The sequence below is a fragment of the Streptomyces sp. NPDC024687 genome, assembly GCF_055559055.1.
Genome location: NZ_JBVHLJ010000001.1, coordinates 1,035,112 through 1,050,805 on the forward strand (window position 1 = coordinate 1,035,112; position 15,694 = coordinate 1,050,805).

The 15,694-nt window shown below is 70.7% G+C and carries 12 protein-coding genes; 7 read left to right on the forward strand and 5 right to left on the reverse strand.

The genetic code is table 11. From position 1 onward, the window contains the following. Positions 1–16: 16 nt before the first annotated feature. Positions 17–3,154 (reverse strand): isoleucine--tRNA ligase, encoded by a 3,138-nt coding sequence (ileS, locus tag ACZ39I_RS04610; protein WP_467242804.1) that lies wholly within the window; start codon positions 3,152–3,154, stop codon positions 17–19. Positions 3,155–3,745: 591 nt separating this feature from the next. Here ileS and ACZ39I_RS04615 point away from each other — a divergent pair. The 6 genes from ACZ39I_RS04615 to ACZ39I_RS04640 all read left to right on the forward strand — a co-directional run bounded on the left by ACZ39I_RS04615 (position 3,746) and on the right by ACZ39I_RS04640 (position 10,475). Continuing rightward, complete coding sequence (locus ACZ39I_RS04615; protein ID WP_467242805.1) at positions 3,746–5,923, forward strand: TraR/DksA family transcriptional regulator; 2,178 nt, start codon at positions 3,746–3,748, stop codon at positions 5,921–5,923. Positions 5,924–5,984: 61 nt separating this feature from the next. Further along, positions 5,985–6,560 carry a signal peptidase II gene (gene lspA / locus ACZ39I_RS04620; RefSeq protein WP_403657289.1) on the forward strand — a complete coding sequence of 192 codons (576 nt, stop codon included), beginning with the start codon at positions 5,985–5,987 and terminating at the stop codon, positions 6,558–6,560. A gap of 43 nt (positions 6,561–6,603) precedes the next feature. After that, a complete protein-coding gene (locus tag ACZ39I_RS04625) occupies positions 6,604–7,548 on the forward strand; it encodes an RluA family pseudouridine synthase (protein WP_352382863.1) in 945 nt (314 codons plus the stop codon). After that, positions 7,545–8,015 carry a GNAT family N-acetyltransferase gene (locus ACZ39I_RS04630; protein WP_467242806.1) on the forward strand — a complete coding sequence of 157 codons (471 nt, stop codon included), beginning with the start codon at positions 7,545–7,547 and terminating at the stop codon, positions 8,013–8,015. The genes ACZ39I_RS04625 and ACZ39I_RS04630 overlap by 4 nt, the downstream gene beginning before the upstream one ends. A 92-nt stretch (positions 8,016–8,107) precedes the next feature. After that, positions 8,108–9,682: a Na+/H+ antiporter gene (locus tag ACZ39I_RS04635; RefSeq protein ID WP_467242807.1), complete on the forward strand. Its 1,575-nt coding sequence runs from the start codon at positions 8,108–8,110 to the stop codon at positions 9,680–9,682. Positions 9,683–9,734: 52 nt separating this feature from the next. Further along, positions 9,735–10,475 carry an SDR family NAD(P)-dependent oxidoreductase gene (locus tag ACZ39I_RS04640; RefSeq protein ID WP_467242808.1) on the forward strand — a complete coding sequence of 247 codons (741 nt, stop codon included), beginning with the start codon at positions 9,735–9,737 and terminating at the stop codon, positions 10,473–10,475. Positions 10,476–10,513: 38 nt separating this feature from the next. Here ACZ39I_RS04640 and ACZ39I_RS04645 read toward each other — a convergent pair whose 3' ends face one another. Further along, complete coding sequence (locus ACZ39I_RS04645) at positions 10,514–11,635, reverse strand: mechanosensitive ion channel family protein (RefSeq protein WP_467242809.1); 1,122 nt, start codon at positions 11,633–11,635, stop codon at positions 10,514–10,516. Positions 11,636–11,752: 117 nt separating this feature from the next. Between ACZ39I_RS04645 and ACZ39I_RS04650 the strand changes: the two genes are divergently transcribed. Then, the gene (locus tag ACZ39I_RS04650; protein ID WP_467242810.1) at positions 11,753–12,322 is read left to right on the forward strand and encodes a dienelactone hydrolase family protein; all 570 of its coding nucleotides are present in this window, start codon (positions 11,753–11,755) and stop codon (positions 12,320–12,322) included. 7 nt (positions 12,323–12,329) lie between these two features. Here ACZ39I_RS04650 and ACZ39I_RS04655 read toward each other — a convergent pair whose 3' ends face one another. From ACZ39I_RS04655 to ACZ39I_RS04665, 3 genes are all read right to left on the reverse strand, one after another. Beyond that, entirely contained in the window at positions 12,330–13,991 is a 1,662-nt protein-coding gene (locus tag ACZ39I_RS04655) for an alkaline phosphatase D family protein (RefSeq protein ID WP_467242811.1), read from the reverse strand. An 81-nt stretch (positions 13,992–14,072) separates the two neighbouring features. Beyond that, the gene (locus ACZ39I_RS04660) at positions 14,073–14,885 is read right to left on the reverse strand and encodes a thioredoxin domain-containing protein (protein WP_467242812.1); all 813 of its coding nucleotides are present in this window, start codon (positions 14,883–14,885) and stop codon (positions 14,073–14,075) included. Positions 14,886–14,972: 87 nt separating this feature from the next. After that, the gene (locus tag ACZ39I_RS04665) at positions 14,973–15,665 is read right to left on the reverse strand and encodes a hypothetical protein (protein WP_467242813.1); all 693 of its coding nucleotides are present in this window, start codon (positions 15,663–15,665) and stop codon (positions 14,973–14,975) included. Between the last annotated feature and the right edge of the window lie 29 nt (positions 15,666–15,694).

Consider the following 15,694-nt stretch of genomic DNA (forward strand, 5'->3'; position numbering starts at 1 on the left):
CCTTCTATTCTCGGTCCTACGCCTTGCGCAGGCGGAACGTCAGCGACAGGCCCTCGTCGGTGAACGGGGTGCCGTAGGTGTCGTCCGCCTCGCCCTGGGCGAAGTCCGTGGCCAGGACCTCGTCGGCGATCAGGGGCGTGTGCTCGGACAGGGCCGCGATCACGGCCGGGTCCGTGGCCGTCCAGCGCAGCGCGATGCGGTCGGCCACGTCGAGGCCGCTGTTCTTGCGGGCCTCCTGGATCAGGCGGATCGCGTCACGGGCGAGGCCCGCCTGGCGGAGTTCCTCCGTGATCTCCAGGTCCAGGGCCACCGTCGCCCCGGAGTCGGACGCCACCGACCAGCCCTCGCGCGGGGTCTCCGTGATGATCACCTCGTCGGGGGCGAGCGTGATCGTCTCGCCGTCGACCTCCACCGAGGCCGTGCCCTCGCGCAGGGCCAGGGAGAGCGCGGCCGCGTCGGCGTTCGCGACGGCCTTGGCCACGTCCTGGACGCGCTTGCCGAAACGCTTGCCCAGGGCGCGGAAGTTGGCCTTCGCCGTGGTGTCGACCAGGCTGCCGCCGACGTCGCTGAGAGAGGCGAGCGCGCTCACGTTCAGCTCGTCCGTGATCTGCGCGTGCAGTTCGCGGTCCAGTGAGTCGAAGCCGGTCGCGGCGATGAGCGCCCGGGACAGCGGCTGACGGGTCTTCACGCCCGACTCCGCGCGCGTGGCACGGCCCAGCTCGACAAGCCGGCGCACCAGGACCATCTGCTTCGACAGCTCCGGGTCGATGGCGGAGAGGTCCGCCTCCGGCCAGGAGGCCAGGTGCACCGACTCCGGGGCGCCCGGGGAGACCGGCACGACCAGGTCCTGCCAGACCCGCTCGGTGATGAACGGGGTCAGCGGGGCCATCAGCTGGGTGACCGTCTCGACGACCTCGTGCAGCGTGCGCAGCGCGGCCTTGTCGCCCTGCCAGAAGCGGCGCCGGGACCGGCGTACGTACCAGTTGGACAGGTCGTCGACGAACGCCGACAGGAGCTTGCCGGCGCGCTGGGTGTCGTACGACTCCAGGGACTGGGTCACCTGGTCGGTCAGCGCGTGCAGTTCGGACAGCAGCCAGCGGTCCAGGACCGGGCGGTCGGCCGGGGCCGGGTCCGCCTCGCTGGGCGCCCAGCCGGACGTGCGGGCGTACAGGGCCTGGAAGGCGACCGTGTTCCAGTAGGTGAGGAGGGTCTTCCGCACCACCTCCTGGATCGTGCCGTGGCCGACACGGCGGGCCGCCCACGGGGAGCCGCCGGCCGCCATGAACCAGCGCACCGCGTCCGCGCCGTGCCGGTCCATCAGCGGGATCGGCTCCAGGGTGTTGCCCAGGTGCTTGGACATCTTGCGGCCGTCCTCGGCGAGGATGTGGCCGAGGCAGACGACGTTCTCGTACGACGACTTGTCGAAGACCAGGGTGCCGACGGCCATCAGCGTGTAGAACCAGCCGCGCGTCTGGTCGATGGCCTCGGAGATGAACTGCGCCGGGTAGCGGGACTCGAACAGTTCCTTGTTCTTGTACGGGTAGCCCCACTGCGCGAACGGCATCGAACCCGAGTCGTACCAGGCGTCGATGACCTCCGGCACGCGCGTGGCCGTCTTCTGGCAGCCGTCGTGGCGGCAGGCGAAGGTGACCTCGTCGATGTACGGGCGGTGCGGGTCCAGGCCCGACTGGTCCGTGCCGGTCAGCTCGGTGAGCTCCGCGCGGGAGCCGACGACGGTGAGGTGGTCGTCCTCGCAGCGCCAGATCGGCAGCGGGGTGCCCCAGTAACGGTTGCGGGACAGGGCCCAGTCGATGTTGTTCTGGAGCCAGTCGCCGAAGCGGCCGTGCTTCACCGTCTCCGGGAACCAGTTGGTGTTCTCGTTCTCCTGGAGGAGGCGGTCCTTGACGGCGGTGGTGCGGATGTACCAGGACGGCTGCGCGTAGTAGAGGAGCGCGGTGTGGCAGCGCCAGCAGTGCGGGTAGCTGTGCTCGTACGGGATGTGCTTGACGAGGAGGCCGCGCTGCTGAAGGTCCTCGGTGAGCTTTTCGTCCGCCTTCTTGAAGAAGACGCCGCCGACCAGGGGGACGTCCTCCTCGAACGTGCCGTCCCGGCGGATCGGGTTCACGACGGGCAGGCCGTAGGCGCGGCAGACCTTGAGGTCGTCCTCACCGAAGGCGGGGGACTGGTGGACCAGACCCGTACCGTCCTCGGTCGTGACGTACTCGGCGTTGACCACGTAGTGGGCCGGCTCCGGGAACTCCACGAGCTCGAACGGACGTTGATAGGTCCAGCGCTCCATCTCGGCACCGGTGAAGGACTGGCCGGTGGTCTCCCAGCCCTCGCCGAGCGCCTTGGCGAGCAGCGGCTCGGCGACGACGAGCTGCTCCTCGCCGTCGGTCGCGACGACGTAGGTGACCTCCGGGTGCGCGGCGACCGCCGTGTTGGAGACCAGCGTCCAGGGGGTCGTCGTCCAGACCAGGAGCGCGGCCTGGCCGGCGAGCGGACCGGAGGTGAGCGGGAAACGGACGTACACGGAAGGGTCGACGATCGTCTCGTAGCCCTGCGCCAGCTCGTGGTCCGACAGGCCCGTCTCGTCGCGGGGGCACCAGGGGGCCACGCGGTAGTCCTGGACCAGCAGGCCCTTGTTGAAGATCTCCTTCAGCGACCACCAGACGGACTCGATGTACTCCGGGTCCATCGTGCGGTACGGGTCCTGGAGGTCGGTCCAGTAGCCCATGCGGGTCGTGAGCGCCTCGAAGGCGTCGGTGTGGCGGGTCACGGACTCGCGGCACTTGGCGTTGAACTCGGCGATGCCGTACGCCTCGATGTCCTTCTTGCCGGTGAAGCCGAGCTCCTTCTCGACCGCCAGCTCCACCGGGAGGCCGTGACAGTCCCAGCCGGCCTTGCGTGCCACGTGGTAGCCGCGCATGGTGCGGAAGCGGGGGAAGACGTCCTTGAAGACGCGCGCCTCGATGTGGTGGGCGCCCGGCATGCCGTTGGCGGTGGGCGGGCCCTCGTAGAACACCCACTCGGGGCGGCCCTCGGACTGCTCCAGGGTCTTGGCGAAGATCTTCTGCTCGCGCCAGAAGTCGAGCACTGCGTGCTCGAGCGCGGGCAGGTCGACCTGGGCGGGCACCTGGCGGTACTGCGTCATCAGTCTTCCTCCGGCGGATGTGCTGCCTTCCGTCCGGAGGGACGAGAGTCCGTGCGCCGGTTTCGACGCGCTCCCGCGGTACCACCCTCCTTGGCCCGCCGACACCTGGTGTGCGTCGGTGAGCCCCCTCATTGGGGTCGCGATGCCGGGTCTACTGGCCCTGGCAGGAACTGCTGGGCTTTCTTCCGGCGGCTCCGGGGTGATCTTCGCGTCGCGCTCGCCCCCGGGCTTCCACCGTCCCCGGGTCGCTCTGGGCTGCGTACGCCGCTACTCGTCCCCATCCACGCTTTTCGCTGCGCCCAGTGTACGGCGCCCCGGGGACAGCGGCCGACCGCTTTTCCCGGGCCGGGCGCGGAGGTCGCCGTAGGGCGTGGGGTGACCCGAATGGAGCGGCACGGCTGTTCGGAATCCGGGACGGACGGTCCGGCGGATTACCCGGCGGGGAGCTGGGCACAACGCATGCATGCTTCCCGCCCCGCGGGCGTGGGGCAGGCGAATCGGGCGGCGTGCCCCGTTGCCGCGGGACTCGAGTCGATTTATCGTCCCAGCACGATTCGCGAGCAAGATCACAATATGTGAAGGGGCCGCGGCATGGTGGCGAAAAAGACCGCCGTACAGCAGTCGGCGTCGGGCCGGTCCACCCATGCGCGTGCCTCCGGCGGCGGGGCCAAGGACGCGGGCGGGAAGAAGAGCGTGCGCGGGGTGCCGTCCGGCAAGGGAGCGGCGGCGAAGGCCGTGAAGGCGGTCGGAGCGGCGGCGAAGAAAGTCGCTGAGAAGGCCGCCGTCAAGAGCACGCGCGCGGGTGCGGACAAGGCCGTGGCCGTGGCGAAGAAGACGCCGCCCCGGAAGGCGAGCGGCACCAGGAAGGCCACGGCTGCCTCCGGCGGGCGGGGGGCCGCGCAGGAGGAGGCGTCGGCCGGGAGACCGGCGACCGAGCCGCCCGTCGGCGGGACGACGGAGACCACCAGGGGCGTCGGCAAGGCTTCGGTCACGAAGAAGGCTGCGGTCAGGAAGAAGACCGAGGTGACGAAGAAGGCCGCGGCTACGAAGAAGGCTGCGGCTACGAAGAGGGCTGCGGCTACGAAAAAGCCTGCGGCCGCGAAGAAGGCGGTCGGCAAGAAGGCTGGGGTCGCGGAGAGGGCGGTCGGTCGAAAGGCTGCGGTCACCGGAGAGGGGGTCGGCAAGGAGGCGGTCGGTCGCACGGCTGCGGTCGCGGAGAAGGCGGTCGGCGAGGAAGCTGTCGACAAGAACGCCGCGGTTGCCGAGGGGGCGGTCGCGGAGAAGTCCGTGGCCGCCAAGAAGGCCTCGGCCACGAAGAAGAAGGCGGTCGCGAAGAAGAGCACGGCTGCGACGAAGGGCACGGTGAAAGGCACGGGCGCGGCGAAGGCCGCCGCCGAGAACAGGGCCGCGGGCAAGAGCGCGGGTGTCACGAAGGGCGCGGCTGTGACCAAGGCCGGCTCCGAGCGCTCGGCAGCGACGAAGGGCACGGTCAAAAGCACGGCCGCGGCCAAGAACACGGCCGTGACGACGGGCACGGTCAAGGGCACGGGTGCGGGTGCGGCGAAGACCGTCGCTGAGAACAGGGCCGCGGCGAAGAGCGCGGGCGACAAGAAGAGCGCGGCTGCGACCGGCTCCGAGAGCGCGGGCGTGACGAAGGGCGCGGCTGTGACCGAGGTCGCCTCCGAGAGCGCGGCCGCGGCGAAGGGCACGGTGAAAAGCGCGGATGCGGCCAAGAGCGCGAGCGTGACGAAGGCTGCGGCCAAGGACACGGCCGCGGATGTTACGGAAGGCGCGGCTGCGACCAAGGCCGGCTCCGAGAACACTTCTGCGGCGAAGGGCACGGTGAAAAGCGCGGGTGCGGCCAAGAGCGCGGGCGGGGCGAAGGGTACGGCCGCGGGCAAGAGTGCGGGTGTCATGGAAGGCGCGGCTGTGACCGAGGTCGGTTCCGAGAGCGCGGGCGGGGCGAAGGGCACCGTGAAGAGCGCGGCTGCGACCGGCTCCGAGAGCGCTGGCATGACGAAGAGCGAGGTCAAAAGCACGGCCGCCGGCAAGAGCGCGGGCGTGATGAAGAGCGCGTCCGAGGACACGGCTGTGGGTGAGGCCGTGGGGAAGAAGACCGTCGGGAAGGACGCCGCGGTCGAGGAGGGGGTCGCTACGGAGGCCGGTGTCCCGCAGGGGGACGCCGGGCAGGGCACCTCCGGGAAGAAGACCCCCACGAAGAGGGCGGCCGGGAAGAGCACGGCCCACAAGGCGGGCGCGGCGAAGGCCGCGAAGCAGACGGGAGCCACGACAGTGGTTGCGAAGAAGACCCCTGGCACGGCCACAGCGGCGAAGACAGCCCTACCCAACGCGCGTGTCGCCGCGGTGGAGCCCGGCGAACTGGCGGTGCGCCCCGGTGAGGATCCGTGGACGCCCCAAGAGGTCGAGGAGGCCCGCGCGGAGCTGACGGCCGAGGCTCACCGGCTGCGCACCGAGATCTCCACGTCCGAGGAGTCCCTCGTGGGGCTCATGCGGGACTCCGGGGACGGCGCCGGCGACGACCAGGCCGACACCGGGACGAAGAACATCACGCGCGAGAGCGAGATGGCCCTCGCGGCCAACGCGCGCGAGATGCTCCTCCAGACCGAGCGCGCCCTGGCGCGTCTCGACGCCGGCACCTACGGCCTGTGCGAGAACTGCGGCAATCCCATCGGCAAGGCACGCATGCAGGCCTTCCCACGAGCAACCCTGTGCGTGGAGTGCAAGCAGAAGCAGGAACGCCGGTACTGAGGGTCCTTGGAGGCGTGTCGTACCCTCGTCCTCAGTCAGGTATCTAGGTCGAGGGACTCACGTGGCAGAGGCGGAGCGCATCATCGGTACGCCGGACACCCCGGAGGCGGCGGGGGCCGAGCCGGAGCAGCACCAGACGGCGCGGCCCGGGGGCAGGCGCCGTATCGCCGTGCTGTTCACGGTGGCCGCCTTCGCGTACGCCCTCGACCTGGTCAGCAAGATGATCGTGGTCGCCAGGCTGGAGCACCACGAGCCGGTCGAGATCATCGGTGACTGGCTGAAGTTCGAGGCGATCCGCAACGCGGGCGCGGCCTTCGGCTTCGGCGAGGCGTTCACCGTGATCTTCACGGTGATCGCGGCGGCCGTGATCGTGGTCATCGCCCGGCTCGCCCGCAAGCTCTACAGCCTGCCCTGGGCGATCGCGCTCGGGCTGCTGCTCGGCGGCGCGCTCGGCAACCTCACCGACCGCCTCTTCCGCTCGCCCGGCGTCTTCGAGGGCGCGGTCGTCGACTTCATCGCGCCCAAGCACTTCGCGGTCTTCAACCTCGCCGACTCGGCGATCGTGTGCGGCGGCATCCTGATCGTGCTGCTGTCCTTCAAGGGCCTCGACCCGGACGGAACCGTCCACAAGGACTGAGCGCGCGGTCGGGGCTGTCTCACCCGTCCGGCATACTCGACGGGTGAGCACCATTCCCGAGATCCGCACCCTGCCCGTGCCCGACGGCCTGGAGGGCGAGCGCGTCGACGCCGCCATCTCCCGCATGTTCGGCTTCTCCCGTACCAAGGCGGCCGAGCTCGCCGCCTCGGGGAAGGTCACGGTCGACGGGTCGGTGGTCGGGAAGTCCGAGCGGGTGCACGGCGGGGCCTGGATGGAGGTCGAGATGCCGCAGGCGCCCGCGCCCGTGCAGCTCGTCGCCGAGCCGGTCGAGGGCATGGAGATCGTCCATGACGACGACGACATCGTCGTGATTGTCAAGCCGGTCGGGGTGGCCGCGCACCCGTCGCCGGGCTGGACCGGGACGACCGTGATCGGTGGGCTCGCCGCCGCCGGATACCGCATCTCGACCTCCGGTGCCGCCGAGCGCCAGGGGATCGTGCACCGGCTCGACGTGGGCACCTCGGGGCTGATGGTCGTGGCCAAGTCGGAGCGGGCGTACACCTCCCTGAAGCGGCAGTTCAAGGAGCGCACGGTCGACAAGCGGTACCACACGCTCGTCCAGGGCCACCCGGACCCGACCAGCGGCACCATCGACGCGCCCATCGGCCGCCACCCTCAGCACGACTACAAGTGGGCCGTCACCGCCGAGGGCAAGCCGTCCGTCACGCACTACGACCTCATCGAGGCGTTCCGCGCGGCCTCCCTGCTGGATGTGAAGCTGGAGACCGGGCGCACCCACCAGATCCGCGTCCACATGGCGGCCCACCGCCACCCCTGCGTCGGCGACCTGACGTACGGCGCCGACCCGACGCTCGCCAAGCGGCTGCGGCTGACCCGGCAGTGGCTGCACGCGGTGCGGCTCGGCTTCGAGCACCCCGGGGACGGCGAGTGGGTGGAGTTCGCCAGCGAGTATCCGGAGGACCTCCAGCAGGCCCTGGACCTGGTGCGCGAGGAGACCTACGGGTGAGCTTGCACGCGTACGCGGTGCGGGTCGCCGAGGACCCCGCGGACCGTGAGGCCTGCTTCGCGGTGCGCAAGGAGGTCTTCGTCGGAGAGCAGGGCGTGCCCGAGGACATCGAGTACGACGCCTACGACGCCGTAGCGGTGCATGTGCTGGCCGTGCGCGTGGACTGTGTACCGCTGGGGACCGGGCGGCTGCTGTTCGGCGAGGCGGCGGCCGGGAAGACCGGCGGTGACGCGTCGGTGGGGTCGCTGGGGCGGCTCGCCGTGACCCGGGAGGCGCGCGGGCTCGGGGTGGGGGCCGCGCTCGTACGGGCCGTCGAGGAGGCGGCACGCGCGCGTGGGCTGATGGCTGTGGACCTGCACGCCCAGACGCATGCGCTGGGGTTCTACGAGCGGCTCGGGTACGTGGCGTACGGGCCGGAGTTCCCGGACGCGGGGATACCGCACCGGGCCATGCGGCGCGTTCTCTGACGCTCGGCGGGAGCGGCGGTCGGGAGGGTTCGGGCGTTTTGCGGGCAGACTGAAGTGAACGTTGGTTCGTCGATCTGCCCGGAGCTCTGACCGTGGATCAGTTGGCCCTGTTGTTCGTGTTGTTGCTGGGGGCTCTGATCAGTGTCCCGGTGGGGGACCGGTTCGGGTTGCCGGCGCCGGTGCTGATGACCCTGCTCGGCATAGTGCTCGCGGTGCTGGACTTCGTACCGAATGTCGAGATCCCGCCCGAGCTGATCCTGCCCATCCTGTTGCCGCCCCTGCTCTACGCGGCGGTGCGGCGCACGTCCTGGCGCCAGTTCGCGGCCAACAAGCGGCCGATCTTCCTGCTCGCCGTCGCGCTCGTGTTCGTGACGACCCTGTGCGTCGCCGTTGTCGCCCACGCGATCGTGCCGGGGCTGCCGATCGCCGCCGCCGTCGCGCTCGGCGCGCTGGTCGCCCCGCCCGACCCGGTCGCCGCGACCGCCGTCGCCGGCCAACTCGGGCTGCCCCGCAGGCTGGTGTCCATCCTGGAGGGCGAGGGACTCTTCAACGACGTGACGGCGATCGTGCTCTACCACGTGGCCGTCGCCGCCGCTGTGAGCGGGTCGTTCAAGCCCGGCGAGGCCGTCTTCGAGCTGGTGCTCTCCGCCGTGGTCGCAGTCGCGGGGGGGCTGGTGCTGGGCTGGGGCGCCAACAAGCTGATGGATCTGCTGGGTGACGCCACCCTCCAGATCGGGCTGACGGTGCTGGTGCCGTACGCCTCCTATGTGCTCGCCGAGGAGCTCCACGGCTCCGGTGTGCTCGCCGTGCTGACCACCGCCCTGTTCCTCGCCGAGTACGGCTCCGACGCCGACGACGTGATGACCCGGCTGGCCGGGCACACCTTCTGGGACATCGTCGACACGCTCGTCACCGGTGTGGCCTTCGGGCTGATCGGGCTTGAACTGCACAACGCGATCCGGACCGCGTCCGGGCGCTGGGGCGAGATGCTCGGCTGGGCCGCGGCGATCGTGGCCGTGGTCGTCCTCGTACGGCTGGCGTGGCTGATGCCGGCCACCTGGCTCACCAAGCGGATGCACGCGAAGCGCGACTACGACGAGGAGATCCCGACCAGTTGGCGGGAGACCGTCATCATGTGGTGGTCCGGGATGCGGGGCGTGGCGTCGGTGGCGTTGGCGCTGGCCATTCCGCTGGAGACCGACTCGGGGGCGGGCTTTCCCGACCGGGACGAGATCGTCTTCATCGCGTTCGGGGTGATCATGGCCACGCTGGTGCTCCAGGGGCTGACCCTGCCGTGGCTGGTGAAGCGGCTGGGGGTGCGGGCCGACACCGAGCGGGAGAAGGAGTTCGAGAAGGCCCTCGCCGTCCGGGCGGCCAAGGCGGCCAAGCGGCGGCTGCGGGAGATCGAGACCGTGGAGGAGCTGCCGGAGGACGTGTCCGAGCAGATGATGCGGCGGGCGTTCGAGATCGGCGTGCGGATCCATCCCGAGATGGGGGACGAGGAGCGACGCGAGGCCCGGCGGCGACTCAAGCGGATGCGACGGATCCAGGGCGAGCTGCTGAGCGCGGCCCGGCACGAGGTGCTGGCGGCGCGGAGTGAACCGGGGGCCGACCCCGAGGTCGTGGACCGGGTGCTGCGGCACCTGGACGTCCGCAGTCTGCGGTGAGTCCGCCGAAACCGGGGTGACCTCCCCAAGTACGCCTTTGTAGGCTGCGGTTATGGCTCGCAACGTAGTGATCAGCGGTGGCGGTACGGGAATCGGACGCGCGGCGGCACAGGTGTTCGCCGCGGAAGGGGACCGGGTGCTGCTGCTCGGGCGGCGCGCCGAGGTGCTGGAGAAGGCCGGGGTGCCCGGGGCGCTGACGTACGCCGCCGATCTCGGTGACGTCGACCAGGTCCGCGGGGTCGTCGCTTTCGTGGAGCGAGAACTGGGGACCGTGGACGTGCTGATCCACAGTGCCGGGGGCACCGGGCAGCTGGAACCGCCCGCTGCCGGCTCCGATCCTCTCGACGCCGTCGCGCACAACTGGACCGTGAACTTCCAGCTCAATCTGCTGACCGCCGCGCTGCTCACCGAGGGACTGCGGGACCGGCTCGCCTCACCGGGCGGGCGGGTACTGTTCGTCAGCTCCATCGCCGCCTACCGGGGGTCCGGCAGTGGGGCGTACGGGGCGGCGAAGGCGGGGCTGCATCCCTACGCCCATGATCTGGCGCGGGAGTTGGGGCCGCGGGGGATCACCGCGAATGTGGTCGCGCCGGGGTATGTCGAGGACACGGAGTTCTTCGGCGCCGCGATGGACCCCGCGCGGCGGGAGCGGCTCATCCATGACACGTCGACGGGGCGGGCGGGGACGCCCGGGGATGTCGCGGCCACCCTGCACTGGCTGGCCTCCCCGGGCGCCGGACACGTCACGTCGCAGATCGTGCAGGTCAACGGTGGGGCCGAGCGCGGCAGGTGACGGGAGGCCGGAGCCCCCTGGCGGTCGCCGCGACGGACCTACCCCCGGCCGGTGCCGATGCGCGGGGCTTCCGCGCCGTCGGAGTTGCTGCTCTCCGGCCGGTGACTGTTCCTCGACCGGAATCCCGGGGCCAGGGTCGCGTCCGCCGTGTTGACTCGGGGCAGGGCGTACGGGTGGTTGTCGGTGAGCCAGCTGAGCATCTGTTCGCGGACCGTCACCCGTACCGTCCAGATGTCGTCGGCGTCCTTGGCGGTCACCAGGGCACGCACCTGCATGGTGTTCGGGGTGGTGTCGGTGACGGCGAGGCCGTAGTCGCGGCCGTCCCAGGCGGGGCACTGGCGCAGGATGTCCCGCAGCCGCTCGCGCATCAGCTCCACCGGAGCCGTGTGATCGACGTGCCAGTAGACGATGCCGGTCATCTGCGGGGTGCCGCGCGACCAGTTCTCGAACGGCTTCGAGGTGAAGTACGACACCGGCATGGTGATCCGGCGCTCGTCCCAGGTCCGTACCGTCAGGAAGGTCAGGGTGATCTCCTCGATGGTGCCCCACTCGCCGTCCACCACCACGGTGTCGCCTATGCGCACCATGTCGCCGAAGGCGATCTGCAGCCCCGCGAACATGTTGCTGAGTGTGGACTGGGCGGCCACACCGGCGACGATGCCGAGGATTCCGGCCGAGGCCAGCAGCGAGGCACCGGCCGCGCGCATCGCCGGGAACGTCAGCAGCATCGCGGCCACCGCCATCACGCCGACGACCGCGGCGACCACCCGTGTGATCAGCGTCACCTGGGTGCGCACCCGGCGGACCCGGGCGGCGTCGTGGTGGGCGCGCGCGTAGCGGGTGTACGTCGTCTCCACGATGGCGGCGGCGATCCGGATCACCAGCCAGGCGGTCGCCCCGATGAGGATCAGCGTCAGCATCTGCCCGATGGAGGCGCTGTGCCGCTGCGCCAGCCGCGCCTCGTCGTAGGCCCCTCTCAGCATGGCCGCGCACAGCACGAGCATGTAGGGGATGCGGCCACGGCGCAGCAGACCCCACAGCGGGGTCTCGCTGTGGCGGTCATCGGCCTTGCGCAGCAGACGGTCGGTGGCCCATCCGATCAGCAGGGTGAGCAGCACCGAGCCGCCGACCACGATCAGTGGGCGGAGTACGTTCTCCATGACCCCGAACCTAACCGGCCCGGGTCGGGCATGAACATGTGACTTCTGCCGCGAACTGGGTACGGCCGCCGCCATGTGTGGAACGGCACTGTCGGAGCGGGCTGGCACCATGGCCTCATGAACATCATGCTCTTTCACTCGACCTACGGCCTCGGGCCCGCCGTCCGTCAGGCCGCCGACCGGCTGCGGGAGGCCGGGCACGAGGTGTGGACGCCGGACCTCTTCGAGGGGCGTACGTTCGAGACGGTCGAGGAGGGCATGGCCTTCAACGAGGAGATCGGCAAGGACGAGTTGCTCAAGCGGGCCGTCCTGGCCGCCGCCCCCTACTCCGAGCGCGGCCTCGTCTACGCCGGCTTCTCGCTCGGCGCCTCGGTCGCGCAGACCCTCGCCCTCGGCGACGAGAAGGCCCGCGGACTGCTGCTCCTGCACGGCACGTCGGACATCGCACCGAACGTCACCGCGGACGAGCTGCCGGTCCAGCTGCACGTGGCCGAGCCCGACCCCTTCGAGACCGACGACTGGCTGAGCGCCTGGTATCTCCAGATGAGCCGCACCGGCGCCGACGTCGAGATCTACCGGTACGCCGGGGCCGGTCACCTCTACACCGACCCCGGCCTGCCGGACTTTGACGAGGAGGCCGCCGAGGCCACCTGGCGGGTGGCCCTCGGCTTCCTCGACAGCCTCTAGAGCGGCTCTATACCGGCGTGTACGTCCGCTCGACCTTCTGCGTGCCGGTCCGCGTGCGGTACGAACGCGCCCACTTGGAGGTCGCGTTCTGCTTCGTCTTGTCGGACAGCACGTAGTAGTCCATCTGCGCCCGGTCGGCGGTGATGTCCAGGACGCCGTAACCGTGGCGGTCGGTGTCGACCCAGTGGACGTGCCGGTTGGCGGCCTGGATGACCGGTGCCGCGAGCGCGGTGACCGTGCCCTCGGGGACCTTCAGGAGGTCGTCGAGGTTGTCGGAGGTCACCGAGGTGACGACGAACTCCGTGGCGGCCGAGGCCGACAGCGGGTAGGTACCGGCGTCCACCGGCACGTCGTTGGCCCACGCCATGTGGATGTCGCCGGTCAGGAAGACGGTGTTGCGGATCGCGTTCGAGCGCAGGTGGGCGAGGAGTTCGCGGCGGTCGTCCGTGTAGCCGTCCCACTGGTCGGGGTTGAGGGCGAGGCCCTCCTTCGGCAGGCCCAGCAGCTCCGCGAGCGGCCTCAGCAGGTCGGCGGAGAGCGAGCCGATCGCGAACGGCGAGATCATCACGGAGTTGCCGACCAGCCGCCAGGTCGTGTCGGAGGACTTCAGCCCCGCCTTGAGCCAGTCCAGCTGGGCGCGGCCGGTGATCGTGCGGTCCGGGTCGTCGACCGAGCCGTTGCCCACGGCGACCTGCTGCGAGCGGAAGGACCGCAGGTCGAGCAGCGAGAGGTCGGCGAGCTTGCCGAAGCGCAGCCGGCGGTAGGTGGTGCCCGCGATCGCCGGGCGGACCGGCATCCACTCGAAGTAGGCCCGCTTGGCGGCGGACTGACGGGCCGACCAGGCGCCCTCCGCGCCTTCGGTGTGGTTCTCGGCACCGCCCGACCAGGCGTCGTTGGCGAACTCGTGGTCGTCCCAGATCGCGACGACCGGAGCGACCGCGTGCAGGGCCTGGAGGTCCGGGTCCGTCTTGTACTTGCCGTGCCTGATCCGGTAGTCGGCGAGGGTGAGTATCTCGTGGGTCGGCGCGTGCTGCCGTACGACGGTGTCGCGCGTGCCGTAGTCGCCGGTGCCGTACTCGTAGATGTAGTCGCCCAGGTGCAGCCAGGCGTCCAGGTCGCCGCGGGCCGCGAGGTGGCGGTACGACGAGAAGTAGCCGGCCTCCCAGTTGGCGCAGGAGACCACGCCGAAGCGGAGGTTGGTGACGGCCGCGTCCGCCGCCGGCGCGGTGCGGGTGCGCGCCGCCGGGGAGTCGGTGCCGCCGGCCGAGAAGCGGAACCAGTAGTCGGTCGCGGGCGCGAGACCGCGCACGTCCGCCTTGACGGTGTGGTCGGAGGCGGCGGTCGCGGTCACGGAACCCTTGGCGACGACGGTCGTGAAGGCCTTGTCGCGGGCGACGACCCAGCCGACCTCGGTGTCCGGGCCGAGCCCGGAACCGGGGACGGCCTCGGCGGTCGGGGTCACCCGGGTCCACAGCAGGATGCCGTCCGGGAGCGGGTCGCCGGAGGCCACGCCGTGCAGGAACGCGGGGGTCTCGTCGGCGGCCCGGGCCGGCAGGGCGGCGGCGAGCGGTCCGGCCAGGACGGCGCCGGCCGCCGCGGCCTTGACGACCGTACGGCGGCGCGGGGACAGGGAGTTGGGGTGCTCGGATGCTCTGTATCGACTGGTCACGGCCGATCAGGTTACTGATCGGTATGAACGGGAGCGGGCGAACTCGCAAAAGTTCGCCCGCTTTTTGCCCGAAGGTCGGGATCAGCCCTTCAGGGCCGCCTCCAGCGCCGTGTTGAAGTCGGCGACCGTCATCGGCGCGCTCTTGCCGTCGGAACCGGTCAGCGTCTTGCCGTCCATCTTCAGGGTCGGGGTGCCAGTCACGCCGTCCTTGTTGAACTTGTCGGACATGACCAGGGCCCACTTGTCGTAGGTGCCGTTCTTCACGGCGTTCTGGAAGGGCTTGTTGTCCTTCAGCTCCGGGACGGTCTGCGCGATCTTGATGAGGTAGGCGTCGTCCTTGAACTTGTCGGTGTCCTCGGCGGGGTGCCACTTCGTGGTGTACATCGCGGTCTTGTACTTCAGGAACGCCTCGGGGCTGACGTTCAGCGCCGCGCCGAGGGCGCTGAGGCCGTTCTTGGAGCCCTCGCCGCCGAGGTTGCCGTCGAGGAAGGTGGCGCCGACGTACTGGAGCTTGAACTTGCCGTCCTCGACGTCCTTGTCGACGGTCGAGCCGACGGTCTGCTCGAACTGGGCGCAGACGGGGCAGCGCGGGTCCTCGTACATGACCAGGGTCTTCTTGGCGGTGCTCTTGCCGATGACGACCGTCGTGCCGTTGGTGCCCGTGCTGTTGGCCGGCTTGACGAGCTTGTCGTTCTTGGCCTCTTCCCAGTAACTGGGCTTGTTGCTCTGGACGACCGCGTAGCCGATGCCGCCGGCTATCGCCAGGACGCCGACGACGGAGCAGGCCACGATGACCTGCCGCTTGACCTTGTCGCGCTTGGCCTGGCGCTCGCGCTCCTGCCGCAGCCGCTCACGGGCGGCGTTCTTCGAGGCCTGGCTGTTCCGCTTGCTCATGGTGGTGTTCTCCATCAAGGGGACGCGCACACGTGGTGTGCGGGGATACGTAGGTCGGGACTGGTGGTGCTCAGGTGCTGTCCTGGCTCAGGCGACAGCGGTCGAGCACGGCGGTCCACGCCGTCCCAGGGAGTGCACGAGGAACTCGTCGAGCACGACGGCCCTGCGGCGGCCGGGGTGCACCGGACGGGCCGGTTCCGGCGCCGACCGCATGGTCAGCGCGGCGGCCGCGACGAGCAGCGGCCTGAAGGTCGTGGCGGCCACGGCCCGCAGCAGCTGGGCCAGCGCCCGCTCGCCGCGGCGCAGCCAGGCGGCCGCGAGCAGGCCGACGCAGACATGGGCGCCCAGCAGCAGCCAGGCGGTCCGCGGGTCGGCGTGGGCGAGCAGTCCGCCGAGCCGGCCGGGGTCGGTGCCCGTCATCCGGGCCAGCGGCGAGCCGACGCTGGTGCCGTCACCGCAGAACACGTCCCAGCCGACCGAGCGCAGCGGGCCGGCCACCGGGCCGCCCGCGGCGCCGTAGCAGACGTGCTGTCCGGTGGTGAAGACGGTGTCGGCGGCGAGCTCCAGCGGGATCAGCACGGCGGCGATCCGTCCGAAGCCGCGCTCCCGGCCGGCCACCGCGAAGGTGAGCGCGAACACGGCGACGGCGACCACCGCCACCGTGTTGAGCGGCAGGGGAGCCCGGGACAGCAGCACGTGCGACGCGGTGCTGAGCGTCACGACGAGTGCCGTGAACAGCGCCGCGCGGAGCGCTCGTAGCTGGGTCCCGGATATGTCCATAGCGTGGAGAGTGTGTCACGCGGGCCGGT